General features: G+C 71.1%; 20 protein-coding genes. 7 read left to right on the top strand and 13 right to left on the bottom strand.

What is annotated here, in order from left to right; genetic code table 11:
* Window positions 1–2 precede the first annotated feature (2 nt).
* The 6 genes from ASG80_RS02470 (at window position 3) to ASG80_RS02445 (ending at window position 6590) form a co-directional block, all read left to right on the top strand.
* Entirely contained in the window at window positions 3–977 is a 975-nt protein-coding gene (locus ASG80_RS02470) for an ABC transporter permease (RefSeq protein ID WP_056728081.1), read from the top strand.
* Between the two features lie 78 nt (window positions 978–1055).
* Window positions 1056–2132 (top strand): BMP family ABC transporter substrate-binding protein, encoded by a 1077-nt coding sequence (locus ASG80_RS02465; RefSeq protein ID WP_056728080.1) that lies wholly within the window; start codon window positions 1056–1058, stop codon window positions 2130–2132.
* Between the two features lie 66 nt (window positions 2133–2198).
* The gene (locus ASG80_RS02460; protein ID WP_056728078.1) at window positions 2199–3731 is read left to right on the top strand and encodes an ABC transporter ATP-binding protein; all 1533 of its coding nucleotides are present in this window, start codon (window positions 2199–2201) and stop codon (window positions 3729–3731) included.
* Window positions 3728–5053, top strand: a complete 1326-nt coding sequence (locus tag ASG80_RS02455; RefSeq protein ID WP_156401610.1) for an amidohydrolase family protein — start codon at window positions 3728–3730, stop codon at window positions 5051–5053. The genes ASG80_RS02460 and ASG80_RS02455 overlap by 4 nt, the downstream gene beginning before the upstream one ends.
* Before the next feature lie 19 nt (window positions 5054–5072).
* Window positions 5073–5654, top strand: coding sequence for a hypothetical protein (locus ASG80_RS02450; RefSeq protein WP_056728073.1), 582 nt, complete (start codon window positions 5073–5075; stop codon window positions 5652–5654).
* 36 nt (window positions 5655–5690) lie between these two features.
* The gene (locus ASG80_RS02445) at window positions 5691–6590 is read left to right on the top strand and encodes a nucleoside hydrolase (RefSeq protein WP_056728071.1); all 900 of its coding nucleotides are present in this window, start codon (window positions 5691–5693) and stop codon (window positions 6588–6590) included.
* Here the strand turns inward: ASG80_RS02445 and ASG80_RS02440 are convergent.
* From ASG80_RS02440 to ASG80_RS02415, 6 genes are all read right to left on the bottom strand, one after another.
* Window positions 6566–7528, bottom strand: coding sequence for a nucleoside hydrolase (locus ASG80_RS02440; RefSeq protein ID WP_056728069.1), 963 nt, complete (start codon window positions 7526–7528; stop codon window positions 6566–6568). The two genes, ASG80_RS02445 and ASG80_RS02440, sit on opposite strands and share 25 nt — an antisense overlap.
* A gap of 54 nt (window positions 7529–7582) precedes the next feature.
* The gene (locus tag ASG80_RS02435; protein ID WP_056728068.1) at window positions 7583–8110 is read right to left on the bottom strand and encodes an isoprenylcysteine carboxylmethyltransferase family protein; all 528 of its coding nucleotides are present in this window, start codon (window positions 8108–8110) and stop codon (window positions 7583–7585) included.
* A complete protein-coding gene (locus tag ASG80_RS02430; protein WP_056728066.1) occupies window positions 8107–8430 on the bottom strand; it encodes a hypothetical protein in 324 nt (107 codons plus the stop codon). The genes ASG80_RS02435 and ASG80_RS02430 overlap by 4 nt, the downstream gene beginning before the upstream one ends.
* Window positions 8431–8508: 78 nt before the next feature.
* A complete protein-coding gene (locus ASG80_RS02425; RefSeq protein WP_056728064.1) occupies window positions 8509–10170 on the bottom strand; it encodes a helix-turn-helix transcriptional regulator in 1662 nt (553 codons plus the stop codon).
* Between the two features lie 127 nt (window positions 10171–10297).
* Entirely contained in the window at window positions 10298–10795 is a 498-nt protein-coding gene (locus tag ASG80_RS02420) for a hypothetical protein (RefSeq protein WP_056728062.1), read from the bottom strand.
* 119 nt (window positions 10796–10914) lie between these two features.
* Complete coding sequence (locus ASG80_RS02415) at window positions 10915–11607, bottom strand: RraA family protein (RefSeq protein WP_056728061.1); 693 nt, start codon at window positions 11605–11607, stop codon at window positions 10915–10917.
* 107 nt (window positions 11608–11714) lie between these two features.
* On the opposite strand from ASG80_RS02415, the gene ASG80_RS02410 reads away from it, so the two are divergent.
* On the top strand, window positions 11715–11912 hold the full coding sequence (locus ASG80_RS02410) for a helix-turn-helix domain-containing protein (protein ID WP_162256586.1): 198 nt from the start codon (window positions 11715–11717) through the stop codon (window positions 11910–11912).
* Window positions 11913–12616: 704 nt separating this feature from the next.
* On the opposite strand, the gene ASG80_RS02400 is transcribed toward ASG80_RS02410, so the two are convergent.
* The 7 genes from ASG80_RS02400 to ASG80_RS02370 form a co-directional block, all read right to left on the bottom strand.
* Window positions 12617–13027 (bottom strand): SgcJ/EcaC family oxidoreductase, encoded by a 411-nt coding sequence (locus ASG80_RS02400; RefSeq protein ID WP_056728056.1) that lies wholly within the window; start codon window positions 13025–13027, stop codon window positions 12617–12619.
* A gap of 137 nt (window positions 13028–13164) precedes the next feature.
* The gene (locus tag ASG80_RS02395) at window positions 13165–14151 is read right to left on the bottom strand and encodes a sigma-70 family RNA polymerase sigma factor (protein WP_056728054.1); all 987 of its coding nucleotides are present in this window, start codon (window positions 14149–14151) and stop codon (window positions 13165–13167) included.
* A 217-nt stretch (window positions 14152–14368) separates the two neighbouring features.
* Window positions 14369–16129, bottom strand: a complete 1761-nt coding sequence (locus ASG80_RS02390) for a DUF5605 domain-containing protein (RefSeq protein WP_056728053.1) — start codon at window positions 16127–16129, stop codon at window positions 14369–14371.
* 10 nt (window positions 16130–16139) lie between these two features.
* Window positions 16140–18977, bottom strand: a complete 2838-nt coding sequence (locus ASG80_RS02385; RefSeq protein ID WP_056728051.1) for a family 78 glycoside hydrolase catalytic domain — start codon at window positions 18975–18977, stop codon at window positions 16140–16142.
* Complete coding sequence (locus ASG80_RS02380; RefSeq protein WP_056728049.1) at window positions 18974–20488, bottom strand: glycoside hydrolase family 43 protein; 1515 nt, start codon at window positions 20486–20488, stop codon at window positions 18974–18976. The genes ASG80_RS02385 and ASG80_RS02380 overlap by 4 nt, the downstream gene beginning before the upstream one ends.
* Entirely contained in the window at window positions 20485–22968 is a 2484-nt protein-coding gene (locus tag ASG80_RS02375; RefSeq protein ID WP_056728047.1) for a glycoside hydrolase family 3 protein, read from the bottom strand. Before ASG80_RS02375 ends, ASG80_RS02380 begins: the two co-directional genes overlap by 4 nt.
* Window positions 22965–24425, bottom strand: a complete 1461-nt coding sequence (locus ASG80_RS02370; protein WP_082589664.1) for a GH1 family beta-glucosidase — start codon at window positions 24423–24425, stop codon at window positions 22965–22967. The genes ASG80_RS02375 and ASG80_RS02370 overlap by 4 nt, the downstream gene beginning before the upstream one ends.
* Window positions 24426–24446 lie beyond the last annotated feature (21 nt).

The raw sequence follows: 24446 nt of genomic DNA, 5'->3' as shown, positions 1-24446 counted from the left end.
GCGTGGACGCCATCCTGAACTTCTTCTCGTCCGAGATGCTCCACAGCGGCATACGGCTCACGACCCCCATCCTCCTCGGCGCGATCGCCTCGGCGCTCAGCTCGCGGGCGGGCGTGCTCAACCTCGCGATCGAGGCGAAGATGCTCGTCGGAGCGTTCGTCGGGCTCCTGGCCCTCGACGCCGGCGGCTCGACCTTCACGGCGATCCTCGCGGCGTTCCTCGCGGGGGCCATCACCGGAGGGCTCATGGCCGGGGCGCACCGGCTCGGCGTCGACCTGATCGTCTTCGCCATCGGCCTGAACATGCTCGCCCTGGAGCTGTCGGTCTACCTCATGCGAGTGCTGTTCGGCGGCACCGGCGTGTGGACTCCCGAGGTCGACACGCTCGACGACATCCACATTCCGTTCATCGAGTCGATCCCGTTCCTCGGCGACCTCCTCAGCGGGTACAACGTGCTGGTCTACCTCGCCTTCGCCGCGGCGATCGCGTTCACGCTCTTCTTCCGATACCGGCCCGGTCGCCACCTGCTCGCCATCGGCGAGGCGCCGGGCGCGGCGGCGGCCGCGGGAATCGCCGTGCCGCGCTACCAGGCGACCAGCCTCATCGTGGCGGGCGGCGTCGCGGCCGTCGGCGGCGCGTTCCTGACGGTCGGCGAGCTCGGGCTCTTCACCCGCGGCATGACCGATGGCGCCGGATGGATCGCGGTGACCGCGGCCCTGCTCGCGATGAACCGCCCCGGCTTCCTGATCCCGGCGTCGCTGCTGTTCGGATTCTCCGACGCCTTCGCGATCCGGCTCCAGAGCACCACCGATCTGCCGCAGGTCGTCGTCCAGCTGCTCCCGTTCCTCGCCACGCTCGTGGTGCTCGGCATCGTCGGCTACCGCGCCACGCGCGCCGCCGCACTGCTCGGCATGCCGAAGCGGCCGCGAGGCGCCGCCAAACGCCCCCAGCCTGCCACGAGCACGGCCGGGTCGTGAGCCGCGGCGAGCGACCCTCGCCCGGTTCCGAACACCGCACCCCGCGCGACCTGCAATCTCCACGAAAGGAATCCCCTGATGCACACCAAGACCCCGCGGCTCATCGCCGCCGCCGCGCTCGGCGCCGGCGCGCTCATCCTGAGCGGCTGCAGCGGACCCTCCGCTGCCGACTCCGGATCCGACGACACGTTCTCGGCGACCCTCGTCGGAGGCGTCGCCGGTGACCTCTCGTACACCGACACCACACTCGCGGGCCTCGAGCAGGCCGCCGAGGAGCTCGGCGTGACGACCAAGCACATCGAGACGCCCGACGCTGCGCAGGGCGAGACCCTGCTGCGCTCGGCGATCCCGACGTCGCCCGACCTGCTGCTGTCGATCACCCTCCCCCTCGACACCGTCATCTCGATCGCGGAGCAGTATCCCGACCAGCTCATCGCGCTCCCCGACCAGGGCGACGAGGGCACGGAACTTCCAGACAACGTCGCGGCATACACGATCAACGTCCACGAGGGCAGCTTCCTCGCGGGCGTGGTCGCGGGTGCGATGACCGAGAGTCACGTCGTCGGCGCCGTCATCGGCGGGCAGGCCCCCGGCCTCGACCAGTTCGCGCTGGCCTACAAGCAGGGCGTGCTCGCCGCCTGCCCCGACTGCGAGGTCAAGCTCAGCTACCTGAACTTCCAGTTCTCCGATCCTGCGCTCGGCAAGTCGACGGCACTCGACCTGCACAGTGACGGCGCCGACGTCATCTTCCAGGTCGCCGGCGGAACCGGCACGGGCGTTATCGAGGCCGCCGAGGAGAACGGCTTCTTCGCGATCGGCGTCGACAGCGACCAGGACTCCGTCGCCCCCGGCACCGTGATCACCTCGATGCTGAAGCGTGTCGACGCTAACGTGTTCTCGCTCATCGAGGCCGCGCAGAACGGCGACTTCGCGTCGGGCTACACGCAGGTCGGACTCGCCGACGGAGCAACCGGTCTCTCCTGGGACACCGGCTCCACGGTCTTCGAGGAGAACGCTCCGGCCGAGGCCGCCGCGAAGATCCCCGCGATCAAGGAGCTCGTGGAGGACTACCGCAGCCAGATCCTCGACGGATCGCTCGCGGTCTGCGACGCGCTGAACGAGCCCGACTCCGAGGCCTGCGCCGCACTCGGCTGATCCCGAGCGGCCGCCCCGCGGGGCGGCCGCTCCCCCCGAACCACGACCACGGATGGAGGCAGGCGCATGGCGGAACTGCTCAAGCTCCAGGGGCTTCGCAAGTACTTCGCGTCGTCGGGGGTGCTCGCCGTCGCTGATGTCTCGCTCGAGATCGAGGCGGGCGAGGTGCTGGCACTCGTCGGCGAGAACGGCACCGGCAAGACGACCCTCATGAACCTGCTGTTCGGCGCGTTCCCGCTCGACGCAGGCCGCATCCTCATCGACGGCAATGAGGTGACGATCCGCAGCGCGCAGGACGCGATCGACCACGGCATCGGCATGGTGCAGCAGCATTTCGCCCTCGTGCCGTCGTTCACCGTCGCCCAGAACGTCATGCTCGGACGAGAACCGCTGCGCGCCGGGGCCGTCGACGATCGCGAGGCCGAGCGGCTCGTCTCGGAGCTCGCCGAGCGCACCGGGTTTCCGATCGACCCCGGCCAGCTCGTCGCGTCGCTGCCCGTCGGCCTGCAGCAGCGCGTCGAGATCCTGAAGGCACTCGCCGGCGACACGCGCCTGCTGATCCTCGATGAGCCGACGGCAGTGCTCACGCCGGCCGAAGCCGACGACCTCATCGGGGCGGTCCGCCAGCTCGCCGCGCAGGGCACCGCCGTCGTCTTCATCAGCCACAAGCTCCCCGAGGTACTGGCCGTGGCCGACCGCATCGTCGTCATGCGGCGCGGTCACGTCGTGGGCACGCTCGGCGTGGGCGAGGCATCCCCCGCGACCATCGCCCACATGATGGTCGGTCGCGACGTGCTCCTCCAGGCCGACATCGAGCACGTCCAGCCCGGAGCCCCGGCGCTCGAGCTCGATCACGTGTCGGCGCCGCAACTCTCGGCGGGCGACTCAGGACTCCGAGACGTGTCGCTCACGATCCGCGAGGGAGAGATCATCGGGGTCGCGGGCGTCAGTGGCAACGGGCAGGGCGACCTCGTCGACGCGATCGCCGCGCTCCGCAAGGTCGAGCACGGACGCATCCGCATCGCGGGAACGGAGGTCGCGAACACGAACGCGCGATACGCCCGCGACGCGGGGCTCGCGCACATCGCCGAGGACCGCATGCACGTCGGCCTCAACCGCGAGGCGACCCTCGAGGAGAACGCGATCGCGACTGCATATCGCACGAGACGGTTCAACCTCGCGGGGATCCTCCGCACCCGGGCCGTCCAGGCCTTCGCCCGCAAGCTCATCGCGGATTACGTCGTGCGCGGCGCCTCGCCTCGGCGGACCATCGGCAACCTCTCCGGCGGCAACCTGCAGAAGATCGTGATCGGACGCGAGCTCGAGGGCGAGCCGGCCGTCATCATCGCGAACCAGCCGACCCGTGGGCTCGACGTCGGCAGCATCGAGTTCGTGCACCGCGCGCTGCTCGACGCGCGGGCGCGTGGCGCGGCGATCCTGCTCGTCTCGGCGGAGCTCGAGGAGATCGTCACCCTCTCCGACCGCGTCGTCGTGATGTACGACGGCACGCTGGCCGGGCCGTTCGAGCGGGGGGAGTTCGGCACCGCCGAGATCGGCGCCCTCATGGCCGGCCACGACGCCGCGGCCGTGAACGCGTGAGCGCCTCCATGCGGATCGTCGCCGATCACGTCTATGTCAACGACGATTCCGGAACGGTGCTCTCGGCCGGCGTCGTGGAGGTGGGCGCCGGGTTGATCACGGCCGTCGAGCCCATCCGCGGGGCACGCCCGCGTGGGGAGGGCGTCATCGACCTCGGCGAGTCGATACTCATGCCCGGTCTCGTCAACGCGCACGCGCACACCCCCATGTCCCTGATGCGCGGCGTCTCCGAGGGGCATTCGCTGCTCACCCTCGAGGGCTGGCTCGGCGCCATCCGGTCGCTCGAGGCGCACCTCACCCCCGAGCTCGTACCCGCGTCGGTCGCGGTCAGCTGCGCGGAGATGATCGCGAGCGGCACGACCACCTTCGCCGACCAGTACTTCTTCGCCGAGCGGTATCTTCCGGTCATCAAGGACTCGGGGCTGCGTGCCGCGGTCGCGTACGGCATCGTCGAGCTCGGCGACGATGGCGCCCGCGCGGCCGGTCTGGCGGCGGCTGGAGCGTTCCTCGAGGGCGCGGGCGACGATCCACTCGTGCGCGGCTGGATCGGCCCCCATGCCTTCTTCGTCGACAACCAGCTCGAGGCGATCGACGCCGAGATCGCCATGGCGAGGCACCACGACGTGGGGCTGCACACCCACTTCGGCACCTCGGCCGAAGAGGAGGAGGCATGCCGACGCGACTACGGTCGCAGCGCACTCTCGATGATGCAAGAGATCGGGCTGTTCGACGTGCCCCTCCTGCTCGCCCACTGCAACGCGATCGCACGCGACGAACTCGGGCTGCTCGCCGGCACCCGGGCGACGATCGTTCCCGCTGCTTCCGTCGCCATGATCAGCGGCGCCGCGGCGCCGCCGGTTCGCCAGGCCCTCGACGCGGACGTCAACGTCGCGCTCGGCACCGACAACTGGTGCGGCAACAACAACGCCGACCTGTTCGAGGAGATGCGTACACTCGGCAAGCTCGCGGCGTTCACGGCCCGGGCGCCGAACCCCATCCTGCCGCGCGAGCTCATCGGGCTCGCAACGTGGCGCGGCCACCGAGCGCTCGGCGCGTCCGACGACGACGGCCGACTCGTCGACGGGGCGGTCGCCGACCTGCTCGCGCTGCCGGTCGCCGCCCTGCACCGTGGCCCGGTCGGCGCGCAGGACATCGCGTCGGCGCTCGTGTACGGGGCATCCGGATTCGCCTCGACCGAGGTGATGACGGCCGGCCGATGGCTGAAGCGCGGCGGCGTGCTGACCACCGTCGACCTCGCCGCGGCCCGCGCACAGCAGCAGCTCGACTACGACGAACTCATGGCGCGCGTCCACGCCGCCTGAACGGAAGGAACCGAACGACATGCCCGCTCCATACACCGAGGACTCATGGACCCGTGTGACCAGCAAGCGCGGTTACGCGGCCGACGAGCTGATCTCGGCGCTGCAGAAGACCATCCGTCGTGGCGATGTGCGCCTGGCCGTGCTCATCGGACGGGAGCTCTACGAGTCGAGCGCCGACCTCGAAGCCGTGATGTGGTCGAGGCTCTCCGTGATCTCAGCGGAGGACGCCGGCGACGGCTCCTGGCAGGAGCCCGTCGTCGTCAACAGCCTCTTCGAGATGCACGAGCGACTCGACCGCAGTGCCGGGGACCGCTGGCTGTTCGCCGTCCACGCGATCCGCTTCCTCGCCGAGCGCACGAAGGACCGTACGTCAGACGAGTGGGCGAACCTCGCGATGCACCTCGTGAATGCCTCCGACCGACCATTCGAGATCCCCGAGTACGCGCTCGACGTGCACACCCGCCGCGGCCAACTCAAGGGGCGTACGGTGGACGACTTCTGGACCGACGGGTCGGTGGTGGCCGGCGAGCGCGATGGCCGCGATCGGAGCGTGCTCCAGGAGATCCTCCACCTGCGCGCCGAGGGGGTCTGGCGTGCCTGAACCCCGACGCCGTCTTCGGCCGGAAGGAGCCATCGGATGCCTCGCACGCATCGCGTCGTCTACGACACGGACATCGGCAGCGACGTCGACGACGCCCTCGCACTCGCACTGCTCCTCGGCACGCCGTCGGTGCGGGTGGAGGGCGTGACGACGGTCTACGGCGACACCCTGCTGCGTGCCCGGCTCGCGCAGCGTTACGCGTCGCTGGCCGGTCGGCGCCTCATCGTCTTCGCGGGCGAGACCGCCACGCGGTCCGGACGCGAGGTGTGGTGGGCCGGCCACGAGGGCTCCCTGCACGACGCGCTCGAGGTGGAGCCCGTCGAGGCGGAGCCCGGTGTGGACTTCCTCGTGCGAGCAGTGGGCGAGGCGCCCGGCGCGATCGACGTGATCGCCGTCGGCCCGCTCACCAACCTCGCCGCCGCGATCGACCGCGCCCCGACATTCGCTCGTGGACTGCGGCACCTCTGGCTCATGGGCGGCTGCTTCGACGGGAGCGACGAGGCCGAGCACAACATACGCAGCGACGTCGACGCCGCCGCGATCGTCTTCGATTCGGGCGCTTCCATCACGATCGCGGGACTCGAGATCACCCGCCGGGTCTCGATGGTCGCTGCCCACCTCGAGCGGATCGCGGCAGCGGGCCCGCTCGGACGAGCCCTCGATGCCGACATCCGCCAGTGGTGGTCGTTCTGGAACGAGACCTGGAACGTGCCGCACGATCCGCTCACCGTGCTCGCGCTCGTGCGCCCCGACCTGTTCGCGTACTCCGCCGAGGGCACGGTGTCGCTCGACGCCGACGGCCGGACGAGCTTCACGCCCGCCGGCGGAGGCCGGACGCGGGTCGTCACCGACGTCGACGCGGAGGCCGTCGCCGAGGCGATCGTCGACGGCGTCGTCGCGGCAGCCGGGGGCTATCCCGCGAGCAACTCCAGGTAGCCGTCGGCGACCTCCTGGGAGAGAAGCCTCCGCACGTACTCGAAGAAGCGCGGCGAGTCGATGCGCTCGATCGCGGTCACGTTCGGCTCGTCGCTGCGCCAGTCGAACACGGTCGCGCCGCGGGTCAGCTCGCCGCGGGTCTCGACGGCCATGCGGTATGGGCGCTCCTCGAGGGCAAGCGAGCGGTCGATCGCGAGGAGTACCGACAGCGAGTCCGGATGCGTCGAGCCGCTGATGCCCACACGCACGTCGAAGTCGAACGTGGCCTGGTTGGCCCGCACGAAGAAGCGGGACAGGCTCGTGTCGAGCTCTTGGATTTGCTCGACGTGTGCAGCCGTGAAGACGGCGTCGCGCAAGGTGAGCGGATCCCAGCTCACGATCGTCACGCGCGGGAATCCGGCGCGAAGCACGATGTCCGCAGCCTCGGGGTCGACGTAGATGTTGTACTCGGCGGCCGGCGTGATGTTGCCGCGGCCATTGATCGAGCCGCCCATGACCACGAGCTCCTTCACGAGCGACGCGAAGCCGGGCTCCTTGCGCACGGCGAGCGCGAGGTTCGTGAGGGGGCCGATCGCCACGATGGTGAGCTCGCCGGCCTGCTCCTCGGCCAGCCGGATGAGCGCGTCGACGGCATGCTCGGCGGACGGTTCGTGCTCGTCGGACGGGCGCCGGAGCCCGCCGACGCCGTCGCCATGGACCTCGCTCGCGCTGCGCCACTCGCGCAGGAGCGGAGTGCGTGCGCCGAGGTGCACCGGCACGTCGCCGAGCCGGCCCGCGAGACCGAGCGTCAAGAAGGCGTTGTGCACCTGCTGCTCGAAGCCGACATTGCCGGCGACCATCGTGATCGCGCGAAGGTCGGCACGCGGATCGAGGAGCCCGACGAGCAGGGCGAAGCAGTCGTCGGCAGCGGTGTCGGTGTCGATGACGAGGGGGATCACACGGGTCCTTTCGAGGCGGGGAACCGCGAGCGTATCAGCCGTCGTCCCGGAGCGTCACGAAGTAGCCCGCGGCATCCGCCAACCCGGCCACCCCACGTAGCGCGGGACGCGCTCGCGGTACCGGTCGAACTCGTCGCCGAACGCGCGAGCGAGCCCGCGCTCCTCGCCGAGCACGCCGCCGTGCTCGGCGAGCGTCGCAACCGGGAACGTCACCGCGACCCAGCCGGATCCGCGGAGCACGCCGACGCCGAGGTGCACGAGCCACACGCCCACGTACATCGGATGCCGGCTGAAGGCGTATGGACCCGTGGTCACGAGCGACTCCGGACGTTCGAGGTCGAACGCCCCGGCAGTGTGCCGCCGCCGCTCGGCGAACGCCCAGGAGATCAGCCCGACGCCGCCGGCGAGCATTGCGGTGCCGGCAATGCGGTGCAGCGCACGCGGGCCCGGCATGGGTAGCGGGCGAACGCGGTCGAGCAGCACGCCTACGACGATGCCGATGGCCTGGCCCGGTGGTACGGGGGCGTTGCGCCAAAGCCAGGCCGCCCCGGCGACCAGCGGATGCACCTGCCCCGCCCTCACGGCACGGCCTCAAGCTCCGCGGCCTCGGCGCGGTCGGGGCTTGCGACGCGCGGATGCCGCCACGCCGACCGGTATCGCAGGAACCATCCGAGCATGAGCCCCGAGGCGACGAGGTAGAAGGTGTGCAGGAACCAGATCGGACCGGCCGGCAGGCTGAACACGTAGAGGGAGTGCACGAGGTTGCCGAGGTTGGTGATCGCGAGGTTGCCGAGGCTGTACGACGAGAGATCCTTGGTGCGCGCGGCCTTCACCAGCATGGGCAGGTAGCTCATGGCGAAGAGGCCGGTCGAGAGGACTCCGGCGAGCACGGCGAGGTCCATGCTCCGACGCTACGAACGCGGGCGGCCGGCGGCATCCGGAGAATCACCCATTTCGCAGGCACCATGCGGAGTGCGGGACTACGCCATCTCGCCGTGGGAACCCCGGGCCGGGATCAGGGCGTGCTCGTAGGCATATGCGGTCGCCGCCGCGCGCGACGAGATGCCGAGCTTCGCGAAGACGTTGCTGAGGTGGCGGTCCACGGTCCTCTCGCTGAGGTAGAGCTCGCCGGCGATGGCCCGGTTCGTCTTGCCCTCGGCCACCAACCGCACGACCTCGACCTCGCGAGTCGTGAGCGGCATCGCCGCGCCGGCAGGCACCGGCTGCGCGAGCTCGTCGACCTTCAGCACGTCGGGCACCGCACCGAGCTCGACGAACACGGCGCGCGCCGCCTCCAGGTCCATGGATGCCGCATCATCGTCGCCGAGCGCACGCCGGGCCCGTGCCGCGAGCACGCGGCACCGGGCCGCCTCGTACGGCATGTCGAGCTCCTGCCAGGTCCGCCACGCCGCGCGCGCCCTGGCGAGCGCATCGGCCGCGTCGCCCTCCTCGAGGCGCACCGCGGCTTCGCATTCCGCGGCGAGCGCCTGCATCATCGGCGCCTCCCCGGCGCCGGATGCCGCGAGCTCGTCGACCGCTCGACGCGCCGCCGCGAGATCGCCGGCCGCGAGCTCGATCTCGACGACGGCGACCAGCAGCTGTCGCCGCGTCGACGGATCGGCGTGCTCGACCGCCTCGTGGATGAGCGAACGGGCCGACGGCACCCGTCGCTCTGCCAGTCGCAGCAACGCCAGACCGGGCTGCGGCGGGTAGCCGGACTCGCCCGCTTGGTGGAACGCCTGCTCGGCCGCGTCGAACTCACCACGAAGGCGATGCACCTCGCCCTCCTGGTACCACGCCCCGAATGATCCCGACCAGTCTCCGATCCGCGCCCGCTCCTGGGCCACGCGGGCCGCCGCCATCGCGTCGGTCCACGCTCCGTGCAGGCAGTACAACGCGGCCCGGTGCGCCTGGCATTGGCCGGTGAACATCACCATGTCGGGCCGCTCACCGCACCAGTGATCGAGCGCGATGGTCCACTGCTGGGCGCGGCGCACGTCGAAGGCGAGGTGACACGTGCCGATCACGGAGCAGTACACGATGCCGGATGCCACGGGCGAGACCTCGCCCGCGGTCACCGACACCATCGCCTCGTCGAGCAGCGCGAGACCTGCGCCCGCGCTTCCGAGCATGAGGAGCGCCTGTCCCTGCCCGAGCTGGGCCAGCGTCATCGCGTCGCGGTCATGCACACGTTCGGCTGCGGCGAAGGCGTCGGCGAAGGTGCGCTCCGCCGCTTCGGGGTCGCCGGAGTACAGCTGATCGAGCGCAGCGGCGACGAGCAGGAGCCCCGTTGCGGTCGCCGTCGCGGCATCCGACCGGGCGGCGACGCGCTGCGCCCGTGAGAGCCAGCCGTCGGCCAGGGCGTCGTCGCCCCTTCCGCCGAGGTACAGCCCGATCCACGTCGCGCACCGTGCGGCGCCCGCGGCATCCTCGATACCGAGGTAGGCCTCGTGCGCCTGCGTCGCGAGGTCGATGCCCGCGTCCTCGCGCCCGAGCAGGAGCGTGGCCGTGGAGAGCCGCTCGAGGTCGGCAGCCTCCAGGGCGTCGTCGTCGCCAGCCTCGGTCAGCGCCTCGAATGCGGCACCCCACCGGTGCTCGTGGAAGGCCGCGCGACCACGGTCGAGGAGTGCGGAACGAGTCATGGCACCGTCCAGCGGCGAGCCCCGCGGTATGCCCGGGCGGCGCGGCGGCGCCCGCCGGATACGGGCACGGTACCGCCGCCGATTGCGGCGCGCAAGGGCTCCCGGCCGTCGCTCGAGGGCGACGCCGTCAGGCGCGGGTCAACCGTGCGGTGCCCTCCCCCATCCGGCGGAAGCGCTTCAGGTCGGACTCAGCCCGCGCCCGGTCGGTGGGAACGGTGACGGATGCCACGACGGTGTGGAGGACGATGTACTCCGCCATCTTGAGAACCTGCTCCTCGTGCGCGCGCCGACGTCTGATCGTCTTCGCCCGCCGCTTCGCTTCGCGTTCGGCGACCGCTCGCCGCGCGGCATCGACGGACGCGATCGCCCGAACCGACGCCCGGTCGAGCTTCGTCGAGGCCACTCGTGCCAGGCGACTGGCGCGCCGGGGATGTTCGCGCACGTCGCGCTGTGCCGCCCGGCTGAGCTTGCGCGCGACTCCGATGATCACCTCGAGTCGGGTGCGGTTCCTGCCCTCCAGCGACGTCGCGAGCTTCTCCGACTCCTTGGCCCCACGCCGTGCTTCGGCGACCGCCCGCGCCGCCTCCCGTCGCTCGTGGCGCTGCGCATCGATGTCCCGTGGCATGAGACCCTCCAAAGGTTTTCACCGCCAGTGTTCCACCGACATGGGGAAGTGCCCAGCGATTCACCGGGATGGCTCGGGCGACTACTGGGCGGAGGGCGTTGGGTGGGCTCGCACGACGGTCACACCTCGATGGCGCCGCCGCGCTCCTGCAGGTGTCGTCGCAGGGTGAGCTCGGGGTCGGCGGCCTGCCGTGCCCGGTACCCGGTGAAGTCGAGCTGCTCGCGCAGGCTGGTGCCCGCGCGCATCCGCTCGGCCTGCGCGGTCTCGGTGCGCTGGATCTCGCGTGCCAGCTCGACGACCTCGTCGACCCGGTCGGATGCCACGACGAGCACACCGTCGTCGTCGGCGAACACGTGGTCGTCCTCGCCGACCCCCACGCCGTCGAGGAACGCCGAGCGCATGCGACGCCCGGCGGGCGGCACCCTGCGCGGCCCGAACGGGCACGTGCCGAGGCTGAACACGGGCAGGCCGATCTCGCGGAGCTGTGCAGTGTCACGGTGCAGGCCCCACACGACCATCGCAGCGAGCCCCGCGCGCTCCGCCTCGAGCACCATGAGGTCGCCGACGCAGGCCTCGTCGAGGCGTCCGCCGTTGTCGATCACGAGCACGTCACCCGGCGACGCCTCGTCGATCGTCTCGAGCAGCACGTCGACGCTGCCGAGGTGCGTGACGGGGCGTGCTCGCCCGACGAGCGGCGCGACGGGTAGGACTGGCCGGAGTGCAACGGGCACGAGACGGGCGTCGACGCCGAGGCGGAGGGCCGCATCGGCGACGGCCGCGGTCGGTGGTGCGGTGGGCGTGCCATCGTGCATGATCGACCTCCGACGTGAGCTCAGGGTTCGAGTCTGCCACGCCGCAGATAAAGCCTCCCGCCGGCGATGGATGTTGCAGTGGAATGCAACGTAAGGAGGTGATCTGCTTGTCGACGCTGATCGCGGACGCGCGCCGGGCCGTCGGATGGAGCATGCGGGACCTCGCCGAACATCTCGACGTGAACGTCTCGAGTGTCTCCCGTATGGAAGCCTCCGAATGCGACGGCACCATCGGCGTAGGCACCCTCAACCGCGCGCTCGAAGTGATGGAGTTCAACCTCCGCCTGGCCAGCCGCGCGCCGTGAGGACCGTGTCGCGCTCGAGCTGCACCGCTCCGTGGCCGAGAAGCTCCGGATCGATCCGGATGCAGTCCTCAGCCATGTTGCCGGCAACCTCGCCAGACTCCGCGAGGTCACCCAAGGCGATCTCGTCCAAGGGTGGCTCGACCAGTGGGAGCAGCTCACCACCGCGAGTATCGACACCCTCATCGACGGGATGCTCGAACAGAGCAGCCTCGGCCGTGAACTCCGGCAGAACTCGCCGTTCGCAGGGGCGCTCACCCGAGACGAACGGCTCGCAGCGATCAAGCGAGCGAAGCAGTCGCGAAACGCGACGAACTTCACGAGCTCATCCGTCAGGCGGCGAGGCTCACAGGTGACAACACCGTGCTCCTCGTCGGGAGCCAGGGCGTGGCCGATCACAGTCATGTCGCAAGCGTTGTCAAGAAACCAGACACTCAGTGTTTCGACTGCGTGCCCGTGATCAAGAGTTCTCCACGTCCACGACGCCGACGACCCCACCGAGAACTACACCACCCCGAGGGACGCCACCCGCTGCAGGGATCGCGCGCTCGATGGTGACCACGTGAAGCCCCTATGAAATTGATCTCTAGTCAAGACCTGCTTACCAGGGGCTTCACGCGGTTCGACGGCAGGACTCGAACATCGGGGCCAGCGACGTCAGACCCCCGCGCCACTACACACGGTCACTGCCGGTTACGGGGAAGGGTTCACTGCCCGGGCGCCAGCACCGGGCTGTTGTGATAGGCGGCGATCAGCCACTGCCCGTCGCGCTTCTCAAGAACCCAGGTCGCGTTCACCTTGCCCGTGTCCGGAACCTCGGTCTGGCCGGGGAACAGGATGCCGGATTCGCTGACGACGATCGCGACGTCCCTGCCGACGAAGCGGAGGCTGAGCTGCTTGTTGTAGGTCGAGCTGCCCTTGAGTGGCCCCTCGAAGGCCAGGGTCATGTTCTCGCGGACCGCGTCACGGCTGTCGCGGAGCGAGGCGGTCATGATGGCGGTCGCGTCGGCGGTGTAGTTGGCGACCATGCCGTCGGCGTCGCCAGCCTCCCACGCTTCATACGACTCGACCAATACGGACTGGATCGCGGCCTCGTCTTCTGCACGACTGTCTGACATCGGATTCTCCTTGTGATCGGTTCGCCCCGGGGTATTCCGGCGAACTCGTCAATACATACCGGCGGTGGGGTCGGAACTCATCGCGCCCGCATTAAAAGGATGTTGAGGCGTGCCCGACAGAGAGGTTGCCCTGGCAGTCAAGACGCGACGTTGACAAGTCCCAGGGCGTCGAGTCCGGCCGCCAGACCGAAAGAAGCGAAGACCTCGGAGTCCTGGAACACCGAATTCCGGCTGATGCCCTCGGCGGTGACGGTGAAGATCTGGAGCGTGTGCAGCTCGTATCCGTCACCGACGCGCCGATAGGCGGCGAAACCGGGCTGGCCGTTGGCCGCGACCGCCTTCAGATTCCAGTCCGTTCCGGCCTTCTCGAAGACCCACTCCATGAACAGGCCGTAGTTGCCGGGGCCGACGAACCAGTTGAGCATCGGCGGCATCTCCATGAGCACGTCCTTAGTGAGCAGTCGCTTGAGACCCTCGACATCGGCGTTCTCGAATGCCTTCATGTAGCGATCGACCCAGGCGCGCTGCTCGGGTGCGGACGGCTCGCTGAGACGTTCCTGGCGGACCCCGACTTCCTTCACTCGGGTACGCGCCCGCTGCAGGGAACTGTTCACCGATACGACGGTAGTGCCGAGGATTTCCGCAGCCTCGGACGCGGAGAAGCTGAGCACGTCACGTAGGATCAGCGCACCACGCTGACGCGCCGACAGGTGCTGCAGGGCGGCGACGAACGCCAAGCGCAGGCTGCTGCGGTCGATCACGGTCCTGGCCGGATCGCCCGCGTCCAGCAAGGAGTCCGGCAGGGGCTGGAGCCAGGCCGCGTTCTCTCCCGGCACGAGCGGCCCGAGCGGATCCGACGCGGCCACCAGACCCGACGGCAGTGGTCGGCGGCCGCGGACCTCCAAGGCGGTCAGGCACGCGTTCGATGCGATCCGGTAGAGCCAAGTGCGCAGTGAACTGCGAGTCTCGTCGTACTGCTCCCGCGCCCGCCACGCCCTCAGGTACGTTTCCTGGACCAAGTCCTCGGCGTCGTGAGACGAGCCGAGCATCCGATAGCAGTACGCCAGCAACTCCGAACGGAACGGTTCCAGCAAGCGAGCGAAGCCTTCTCCCTTCGTCGCCACGCCGACGCCCCTTCTCTGCTTCGATCTAGAGCAACATATCCGAGGGGAGCGACATTGCGCACCCGGGCCCTTGCGCGCTGGCTCGGCACTACAACACTGGACGACGCCACCAGCCCTCGGAGGCCAACCCCCGATCAGCCGACTGTCACCAACGTGAGTGCCAGGTACATCTAGCAGGTGAACCGAGTGTGACCCGCGGCCGCACCGCGGCATCCGCTCAGTCGGCCGGGCCGACCCGCCGCAGCCGCACGGCCATGTACTGGCGCGCCGGGAGCTCGACCCGCACGGTGCCGCGATGCACACCGGGCACCGGATCCACCGTGCGGTTCCACGTGTCGATGACGTCGATCTCGAAGTCGCCGTCGGGCAGCACGACGTTGCGGAAGCTCGGCCGATTGAAGCCGAAGTAGCCGATCACGTACTCGCCGGCGACGCCGCCCCACGGCACGTCCCAGTCCGACGGCAATGGGTCGAGCACGCCGCCCGGTGCCTCGGCGACGATGCGATCAAGAAATGCCATCCGCGACGGGCTCGACCCGATGAGCACGCCGCCCTTCGACCACCACAGTTCCTCGCGGTCGTTGAGGTAGGTCTCGCCGTGGCCCACGTAGCCGCCGCGCGCCGCGCCCTCCCAGCATCGGCGCACGAGCTCCTCGCCGGTGAGGTTGCCCCAGCCCTGGTCGATGTCGCCCTCGTAGCCGATCTCGTCGATGACGACCGGCTTTGCGAACTCCGTCCGCCAGGCGTCGGTGTTCTCGGCGGTGCGGTACACGTCGATGCGCTGCGCGCTCACGTGGGTGATCCACGGCCGGGAGTGATCGTAGAACCCGTGGCAGTTGTGGATCGACCGCAGGTGACCGTGCGGGTCCTCCTCCTCGATGATCTGGGCGATGCGCTCCCAGTCGGCGGTCGTCTTGGCCCACACGAGGTCGTACTCGTTCGCGAGCGCCCACCAGACGTTGGCGGATGCCGCGAGCCGGCGCACCGTGTAGCGCACGACCCGCTCGTCGACGGCCGGCCCGAGGTCGGCGAAGCCCCACCGGTCGTAGGCGTGGAAGAGGATCAGGTCCGCCTCGATGCCGAGCGCGCCCAGGTCGGCGATGCGCCGCTCGAGCCCTCGGAAGGACTCGGGGTCGAATCGCTCGAGGTCGAACCCGTCGGCGAGCGAACCCGGGAACGGGAACCGCTCCGGCTCGTTCGTGTTGTAGAGGTACGACTTGGGGAAGAGGCACATCCGCATCTTGGTGAACGGCCCGTCGGCGAGCGTCGCGAGCGTGCGATCCTGCAGCTCCTCGGGCTGGTGCGTCCATGCGTATGCGGTCGTGCCCACCGGGCGATGGCGGGTGCCGTCCGCGTAGGCGAAGTGCAGACCGTCGACCCGCACGGGGCCGTGGGCACCGGATGCCGCTGGGCCGACCCGCACGGTGCCCGTGATGCCGTCGAGCGAGCGAGCCGTCGACGCGGTCTCGAACGCCCACTCCCCCTCCGACTCGGCGAGGAAGCGGATCAGGTACACGCCGTCGCCGTCGTAGAACCCGCCGATCTCGAACCGCCGCTCGCCGCTCGTCACGACCGCGAACAGCTCGACGTCGACGAACGGGTTGCCGTGCGAGGGCCCGTCGAAGCGCAACTCGACCGCGCCCCAGCGGGGCACCGCATCGACGGGCACGGTGAGACGCGCCGACCCGCGCGGGATGTCATCGCCCTCGTAGGCCGGATCGGGGGCGATCGCCGGCGAGTACTCGCGAGGCGGCGCACCCGCGTCGTCGGGCACCTCGGCGAGCGCTGCCCAGAACCGCTCCTGCTCCGCGGCGTCCTCGCGCAGCGCCGGGGTCAGCCCGACCAACTGCCCCAGGCGGGCGTCGCGGAACTGGCCCGCCATCGGCGAGGCGGCGATGCCGGGCAGGAAGGTCTCGAGCACGGCACGGGCGCCGGTGTCGTCGAGTGCGGCGCCGAACGTGGAGGAGCGGTCGAACATCGGATGCCTTTCAGGAGAGCGCCGCGAGGGCCCGCTCGACATCGGCGAGCACCTCCGGCGGGGTGAACATGAGCGCCTGCCGCAGTGGACGGCCCTCGGCCCAGACCGTGTCGACGCGTACCGCCTCGGCGCGTGCGGGGTCGTGGGCGGCGAGGGTGTCGAGGAACACGCGGTACGCCTCGGGGTCGTCGATGATCGCGGCGCTCGGCGAGTCGAGGCCGAGCGGGCGCCGGCTCGCGGCATCCGCTCGATCGATGAACCGCCACTCGTGGCGCCCCGAGCCGACGACCGTCGGCTCAGTGCCCGGCAGGTCGACGACCGCCTCGGTGTTCGACGGCACCTCCGCCGTGACCACGACCGCATCGCCATCGCGGCGCCAGACGACGGACGCCGGGCCGTAGGGCGTGCGGTGCTCGGCGCGCGCACGCGTCAGGGCGCCGAGCGGACGCGGCGCGATGCGGATGCGGCGGTAGCCGGGGGCATCCGGTGCGAGACCCGCGACGGTGCGGTGCAGCCAGTCGGCGACCGCGCCGAGCGCGTAGTGGTTGAACGAGGTCATCTCGCCGGGGTTCACCGAGCCGTCGGGCAGCAGGCTGTCCCAGCGCTCCCACACCGTGGTCGCGCCCATGGTCACCGGGTACAGCCACGAGGGGCACTCGGTCTGCAGCAGCAGGCGCTCGGCGGCGTACCGGTGTCCGGCGTCGGCGAGGGCGTCGGCCACGAGCGGCGTGCCGACGAAGCCCGTGGCGATGCGATAGCCGCGCTCGCGAACGAGCTCGGCGAGCCGGGCCGCGAGACGCGTGCGCTGCGCGGCATCCGTCACCAGGTCGAAGCGCAGGGCGAGCGCGTATGCGGTGGGCGCGTCGCTCATCATGCGGCCGGCCGGCGTCACGTATTCCGCGACGAACGCGGCACGCGTGCGCTCCGCGAGCGCAGCGTAGCGCTCGCGGTCGTCGATCTCGCGCAGGACCTCGGCCGCATCGGCGACGATGCGCAGCGACCGGGCGAGGTACGCGGATGCCACGAGGTCGCCGTCGACCTTCGCCTTGCCGGGCTGGTCGGGCGGCGCGTCGGGGTCGAGCCAGTCGCCGAGCTGCATCGCGCCGCTCCAGAGGCCGGCGTCGTCGGCGACCGCGAGCAGCGCGTCGACCCAGTCCCGCATGCTCGGGTAGGCGTCGCGCAGCACGCCCTCGTCGCCGAAGCGCTCGTAGAGCACCCACGGCACGATGGTCGCGGCATCCCCCCAGGCCGCGGTCGGACCGCCGATGCCGAACGAGGGCAGGGCGGCGGGCACGACGAGGGGCACCACGCCGTGCCCGCGGCGCTGCTCGTGGGCGAGGTCGCGGAGCCAGGACGTGAGGAACGCGTCGGAGTCGGCCAGGAACGACGCCGTGGGCGCGAAGACCTGGATGTCGCCCGTCCACCCGAGGCGCTCGTCGCGCTGCGGGCAGTCGGTGGGGATCGAGAGGAAGTTGCCGCGCATGCCCCAGACGACGTTCTCGTGCAGGCGGTCGAGCAGCTCGTGCGACGACTCGAACCAGCCCGTGCGGGGCAGGTCGCTCGCGAGCACGACGGCGGTGACGTGGGCGGGGTCGATGTCGCCGGGCCAGCCCTCGATCGCGGCGTAGCGGAAGCCGTGGAAGGTGAAGCGCGGCTCCCAGGTGACCTCGCCGTCACCGGCGAGCTCGAGCACGTCGGTCGATGCGGCGTTGCGCAGCGGGCGGAGCGAGAGCTCGCCGTCCTCGAGCACCTCGGCGTGCCGCAGGGTGAGGCGGGCGCCGGCCGGGCCGTCGACCCGGATCCGCAGCCGGCCGACGAGGTTCTGGCCGAAGTCGAGGATCGTGGCGCCCGACGGCGAGATGAGCACCTCGGCCACGGGCAGCTCGTCGACTCGGCGCACGGGGGGCGCGATGCGCCCCTCGGGCACCGGCACATGCTCGTAGCCGGGGCGAGCGGATGCCCCGCGGCGGGCCTCGGGCCACGCGGAGGCGTCGAACTCCGCGGTCGACCAGCCGGCCACTGCCTGCGCGCGACGCAGGTCGGCGTGCTCGCCCGCGTAGATGCCGCTGTCGACGACCGGCCCGTCGCCGAGGGCTCGCCAGCCGTCGCCCGTGGCGACGACCTGCGCGCGACCGTCGGCGTACTCCACTTGGAGCTGCGCGAGAAGGCTCGGCTGGTCGCCGTAGACCCGTTCGGCGAACCGGAAGAACCCGTACTGCTCGGTGTACCAGGCGCCCGCGATCGTGGCGCCGAGCACGTTCTCGCCCTCGCGCAGCAACGCGGTGACGTCGACGGTCTCGTGCACGAGCCGGTCGCGGTAGCTCGTCCAGCCCGGGGCGAGCACGTCGTCGTCGACGGCCGTGCCGTTGAGCTCGGGCTCGGCGACGCCGAGTGCCGTGTAGAAGAGGGTCGCTCGACGCACGGGTGCGTCGACGGCGAACGTCGTGCGCACGAGGGCGGGCTGCGCGGGCCGCTCCGCGTCCGCGAGGCCGATCGGCTCGGCCACCCACTCGCCCTCGGCGAGGAACCCGGCGGCCACGGTCAGCGCGTCGCTCCACTCCGACCGGGTTCCGGATGCCGCGACCGCGCGCACGTTCACCTCACGGGACTCCCCCGGAGCGAGCGGCGCGAACGGCCACGCGACGAGCGCGGACTCGTCGGTGTCGAGCCGCACGAGCTCCGCGCCCGCGCGGATCTCGGCCGACGCCTGGCGCCATCCCTGCTCGTCGGTCTCGACCGTCCAGCTCAGGCGGGGGGTGGGCGTCGCGAGGAACACCGCGTCATCGCGCAGTTCGGCGCGCAGCGACGCGATCCGCGTGTGCGCCCGCTGTGCCGCGGCATCCGTCATTCGTCATCGCCCTCGTAGTCAAACCGGTTGACCAGTACTGTAGCGCGGGTCGCGAAGACTCCGATCACGCGACCGGTGAACGACTCGGTGACCTCCGACGAGAGGAAGCGGCCGTCGATCTCGGCGAGCACGCGCTCCTCGCCGTCGACGACGGCGCCGAGCTCGATCACGTCCGAAGTGCGCGGGAACCCGGGCTCGGCGTCAGGGCGGCGGGTGCGCAGCACGAGCTCCACCTCGGAGCCGTCGAACGGCTCCGACCACTCCTGCTCGAGGCCGCTGATCGCGGCGTGGGCGCGCAGCACCCCGTCGCCCGCCTCGATGCCCACGTGGAATCGCTCGTCGTAGCGCACGGCGAGGCCGCCGACCCCCGCCGACACGTCGACGAGCGCCCGCGAGGTGGAGCGCAGGTGCTCCTGGCGCCGGCCGACGAACACGGGTCGCGGGTCGTCGAGCGTCGAGCCGTCGGCGTGCAGCGTGAGGGAGCCGGGGTGCTCGGTGAGGGAGCCGACCTCCTGCGGCAGGCGGCGTACGGCGATCCAGTCCGACGCGAACTCGGGGCCGTCGAAGTCGTCGACCACGGATGCCCCGGGGCGCGGGTTCAGCTCGACCGGGTCGATCTCGGGCCAGCCGTCTGCGCCCCACCGCACCGAGGTGACGAACGTCTCGCGCCCGAGGGCCGAGAACGCGCGCGTCATGCTGCGGGGACGCACGCCGAGGAGCACGACCAGCCACTCGCCGTCGGGGCCGACGACGAGGTCGCCGTGCCCGGTGTTCTGGATCGGTCGGCTCGTCGACCGTGCCGACACGAGCGGGTTCGACGGCGCGGGCTCGAACGGGCCGGCCGGCGACTCGCCCCGGGCGATGCTGATGCCGTGGCCGCGCTCGGTGCCGCCCTCGGCGATCACCAGGTACCAGCCGCCGTCGTGGCGGTAGAGGTGGGGTGCCTCGGGGAACTGCAGCCCCGTGCCCGACCAGAGTGACCGCGGCTCCTCGAGGGCGCGGTGGGCGTCGAGGTCGACCCTCACCTGCTGGATGCCGAGGTGCTGGCCGAGCTGCGGTCCGCCGAGGATGAGACCCGAGTACGTGATGTACGCCATGCCGTCCTCGTCCCAGGCGAGGTCGGGGTCGATGCCGTCGACGCTGGCTGAGCCGTCCTGCTTGAGGATGAGGTCGCCGTCGCTCCAGGGGCCCGCGGCATCCGTCGCGGTGAAGTGCAGCATGCCGCGACCCATGGCGTCGGTGATCACGAGGTGGAACACGCCGTCGCGGTGCCGGATGGTCGGCGCCCATGCGCCGCCCGCGGTCGGCACCTCGTCGACTCCGAGCTGTCCGGGACGCGTGGCGACGTGGCCGATGCGCTCCCAGGTGGCGAAGTCGCGCGACCGGTAGATCGGGATGCCGGGCAGGTACTCGAAGGTCGACGTGGCGAGGAACCACTCGTCGCCCACCCGCACGACGCTCGGGTCGGGGTTGAATCCCGAGATCAGGGGGTTGGGGAAGCCGTGGCTCATCGCGCCAGCACCCCGGACGTCGCGTAGGTCGCGGTGAGCGACAGGTCGGTGACCGAGCTGCCGGCGAGCAGGGTGTACTCGCCCGGCTCGACCTGCCAGCCGTCGCTCCAATGCGCGAGGCGCCGCGCGGTCACCGGCACCTCGGCCACCACGGTCTCACCCGCTTCGGCGCGCACCACGGCGAACCCGACGAGCCAGCGCACGGGCCGTTCCACGTCGGAGTCGGGGCGCTCGGCGTACACCTGCACGACGTGCTTGCCGGCGCGGTCGCCCATGTTCGTCACGGTCACGCGCGCCACGGCGTCGCGGGCGGATGCCTCGGCGCCGGCGCTAGGGGCATCCGCGCCGTTCTGAGGCTCTCGAAGGGCCACCTCGATCGCATCGAACGACCACGTCGTGTACCCGAGGCCGTACCCGAACGGGTACGCAGGCGTGCGGTCGGCCCTGAGCCAGGCACGGTAGCCGACGTGGATGCCCTCGGTGTACTCGAGGCGCCCGTCGGTCGGGGTCACGTCGAGCACGGGCACGTCGTCGAGGGTCACGGGCCATGAGGTCGGCAGGCGTCCGCCGGGCTCGGCGGCGCCGAAGAGGATGTCGGCGATCGCGTCGCCGAACTCCTGGCCGCCGAACCAGCCGAGCAGCACCGCGGCGACGTCGCCTCGCCATGGCATGAGCACCGGGGAGCCCGCGTTCACGATCACCACCGTGCGCGGGTTCACTGCGGCGACGGCGCGGACGAGCTCGTCCTGCCGGCCGGGCAGGTCGAGGTTCACCCGGTCGTAGCCCTCGGACTCGACCTTCGAGTTCGTGCCGACCACCACCACGGCCACGTCTGCCGCGCGGGCGGACGCGACGGCGCTCGCGATGAGCCCGTCGGGGTCGTGGTCGTCGGGGGCGATGCCGAACGTCACGCTCAGCGCGCCGTCGAGGGGGCTGCCCGCCGACGCGAGCTCGAACTCGGCCCGCACGTCGACCGGCACGCCTGCTTCGACCCGCACGGTCGCGGTGACCGACGGTGGCGCGAGGAACGCGGCGCCGAGGTCGGTGCCCTCGATCACCGGCTGGTCGTCGAGCACGAGCGCGCCGTCGACGTACACGCGCCCGTGCTTGGCGGTGGCGAACCCGAGCCGGATCTCGCCCGACTCGTCGGGCGTGAAGGTCGTGTGCAGCTCCACGATGTCGGATGCCGCGATCGGCGCGTCGCCGCCGAACCACACGAGCGCGGTCGAGCGGCGGTCCTCGGCGAACAGCTCGACGCCGTCGGCGTCGCGGAACCTCACCACGAGACCCGGTTCGCCGGTGCGCGGGTTGGTGAGCCGCTCGAGCGGGATCTCGGCGACGCCCTCCTGCACCACCGCGCCGAGCTCGTAGGTCACCTCGGCGCCGGGCAACGCCGCGCGGATGCCCTGGATCGGCGTGACGATCTCGTCGGGCAGCACGGTGGCGCTGCCGCCGCCCTGGGTGCGAGCGTCGCGGGCGTTGTGCCCGATCACGGCGACCTTCGTGAGCGACGCCGGGTTCCACGGCAGCTCGCCCTCGTTCCGCACGAGCACCGCGCCCTCGACGGCGGCTTCGCGGGCGAACGCGTGCCCGTCGAGCGGGGCGGGCTCGACGGCGGTCGAGCCCTCGAGCGCGCCGACGCGTTCGGCGAGCAGCAGGATGCGGAGCACTTTGCGATCGAGGTCGGCCTCGTCGAGCCGGCCGTCGCGGATCGCGTCGGCCAGCCCCGCCCACGCCGGCGCCGGGCCCGGCATCGCGAGATCCTGTGCCGCGGGCACCGAGTCGAGGCTGCGCACCGCGGTCCAGTCGGAGATGACGACGCCGTCGAAGCCCCACTCGGAGTTGAGCGGGGTCTCGAGCAGGTCGTTCTCGGTCATCGTGACCGCGTCGACCGAGTTGTACGCGCTCATGATCGCCCATGCGCCCGCCTCGACGGTGCGCTCGAACGGCAGCAGGTACAGCTCGCGCAGCGCGCGCTCGTCGACGCGCGCGTCGAGGGTGAACCGGTCGGTCTCGGAGTCGTTCGCCACGTAGTGCTTCGGCGTGGCGGCGACGCCGTTCTGCTGCAGGCCCTCCACGTAGGCCGCACCGAGCTCGCCCGAGAGCCAGGGGTCCTCGCTGAAGCACTCGAAGTGCCGGCCGCCGAGCGGCGAGCGGTGCAGGTTGATCGTCGGCCCGAGCACCACGTCCACGCCCTTTCGGCGTGCCTCGGATGCCGCGGCCGCGCCGTAGCGGCGGGCGACGTCGACGTCCCACGACGCGGCGAGCGCCGTGCCCGACGGGAGGTTCAGCGACGGATCGCGCTCGTCCCATACGGGACCACGCACACCCGCCGGACCATCGGAGAGGGTCATGGCTCGCAGGCCGATCTGCGGCAGCGGCACGGTGGTCCAGAAGTCCGCGCCCTGCACGAGCGCGACCTTGTCCTCGAGCGAGAGCCGCTCGAGCAGGGGTCGCAGGTGGTCGGTGGAGGCGGTCATGCGTGGATTCCTTCGGTCGGTGCGGGTGCGTAAGCCGCCACTGCGGACACAGGCGGGCGGTCGGTGGCCGCGGCATCCGCCGGGCTCGCGCCCTGGGCCGCGATGAAGTCGCGATACCAGTAGGCGCTGTCCTTGGGGATGCGGGCCAGGGTCGGGTAGTCGACGTAGACGATGCCGAACCGCATCGAGTAGCCCCAGGACCACTCGAAGTTGTCGAGGAACGACCACGCGAAGTAGCCGCGCACGTCGGCGCCGGCGGCGACCGCGTCGGCGACGCCGCGGGTGTAGCCCGCGAGGTAGTGCACCCGCTCGGGATCGTGCACCTTGCCGTCATGGGTCGGGTAGTCCGCGAAGGTCGCGCCGTTCTCGGTCACGTACAGCGGCAGCGGTGTGAACTCTCGCGAGACGCGGAGCAGCACGTCGCGCAGCGCGTCGGGCGTGTCCGACCAGTCGAACGTCGTCGGGGTCGGCTCGACCTGCGTCATGCGCGTGCCGTTGGGAGCCTCGGGGTCGGCCGAGATCAGCGTGTTCGTGTAGTGGTTGACGCCGGCGAAGTCCGTCGGCGCCGAGATGAGGGTGAGGTCGCCGCGGCGCACGAGGCCGTCGTCGGTCTCCTCGACGGTGATGCCGTGCATCCCGAACACCCGGGCGACGTCCTCGCCGTACGAGCCGTGGTAGACGGGCTCGAGGAAGATGCGGTTGAAGCGGATGTCGACGACGCGCGTCGCCGCGACATCCGCCTCACTGTCGGTGGCCGGGTTCAGGTTGCTGATGAGGTTCGTGATGCCGAGCTTCGCCTGTGGCCGACGCTCGCGGAACGCGGCGAGCGCGAGGCCATGCGCGAGCAGCAGGTGATGCGCGGCCCGCGTGGCCTCGGTGTCGTCGGAGTGGCCCGGCGCCTGCATGCCCCACGAGTAGCTGAGGAACGACGCGCACACCGGTTCGTTGATCGTGATCCAGTGCTCGGCGAGGTCGCCGAGGGCGTCGGCCACGAGCGCCGAGTACTCGCCGAAGCGGAACGCGGTCTCGCGGGCCGGCCAGCCGCCCTCGTCCTGGAGCGCCTGGGGCAGGTCCCAGTGGTAGAGCGTGACGTAGGGCTCGATGCCGCGGGCGCGGCAGCCCTCGAGCAGCTCGCGGTAGAACGCGACACCCTCGGGGTTCAGCGCGCCGCGGCCGGTCGGCTGCAGGCGTGCCCACGAGAGGGAGAGCCGGTAGGCCGGGATGCCGAGCTCGGCCATCAGGTTGAGGTCCTCGGCCCAGCGGTGGTAGTGGTCGACCGCCACGTCGCCGTCCTCGCCGTGGAAGATCGCGCCCGGCTGCCTGACGAACGTGTCCCAGATGCTCGGGCCGCGGCCGCCCTCGGCGACGGCGCCCTCGATCTGGTAGGCGGCGGTGGCGACGCCCCATGCGAAGTCGGCGGGGAGGTCGAGTCGGGCAGGGGTGTTGGTCTCGGTCATCGTCGTCCTCGTGTGTGGTGG

It is taken from the genome of Agromyces sp. Soil535 (assembly GCF_001428255.1).
Lineage (GTDB): Bacteria > Actinomycetota > Actinomycetes > Actinomycetales > Microbacteriaceae > Agromyces.
The sequence above is the reverse complement of the archived record's forward strand: the minus strand, read 5'-3'. Positions and strand labels throughout refer to the sequence as shown.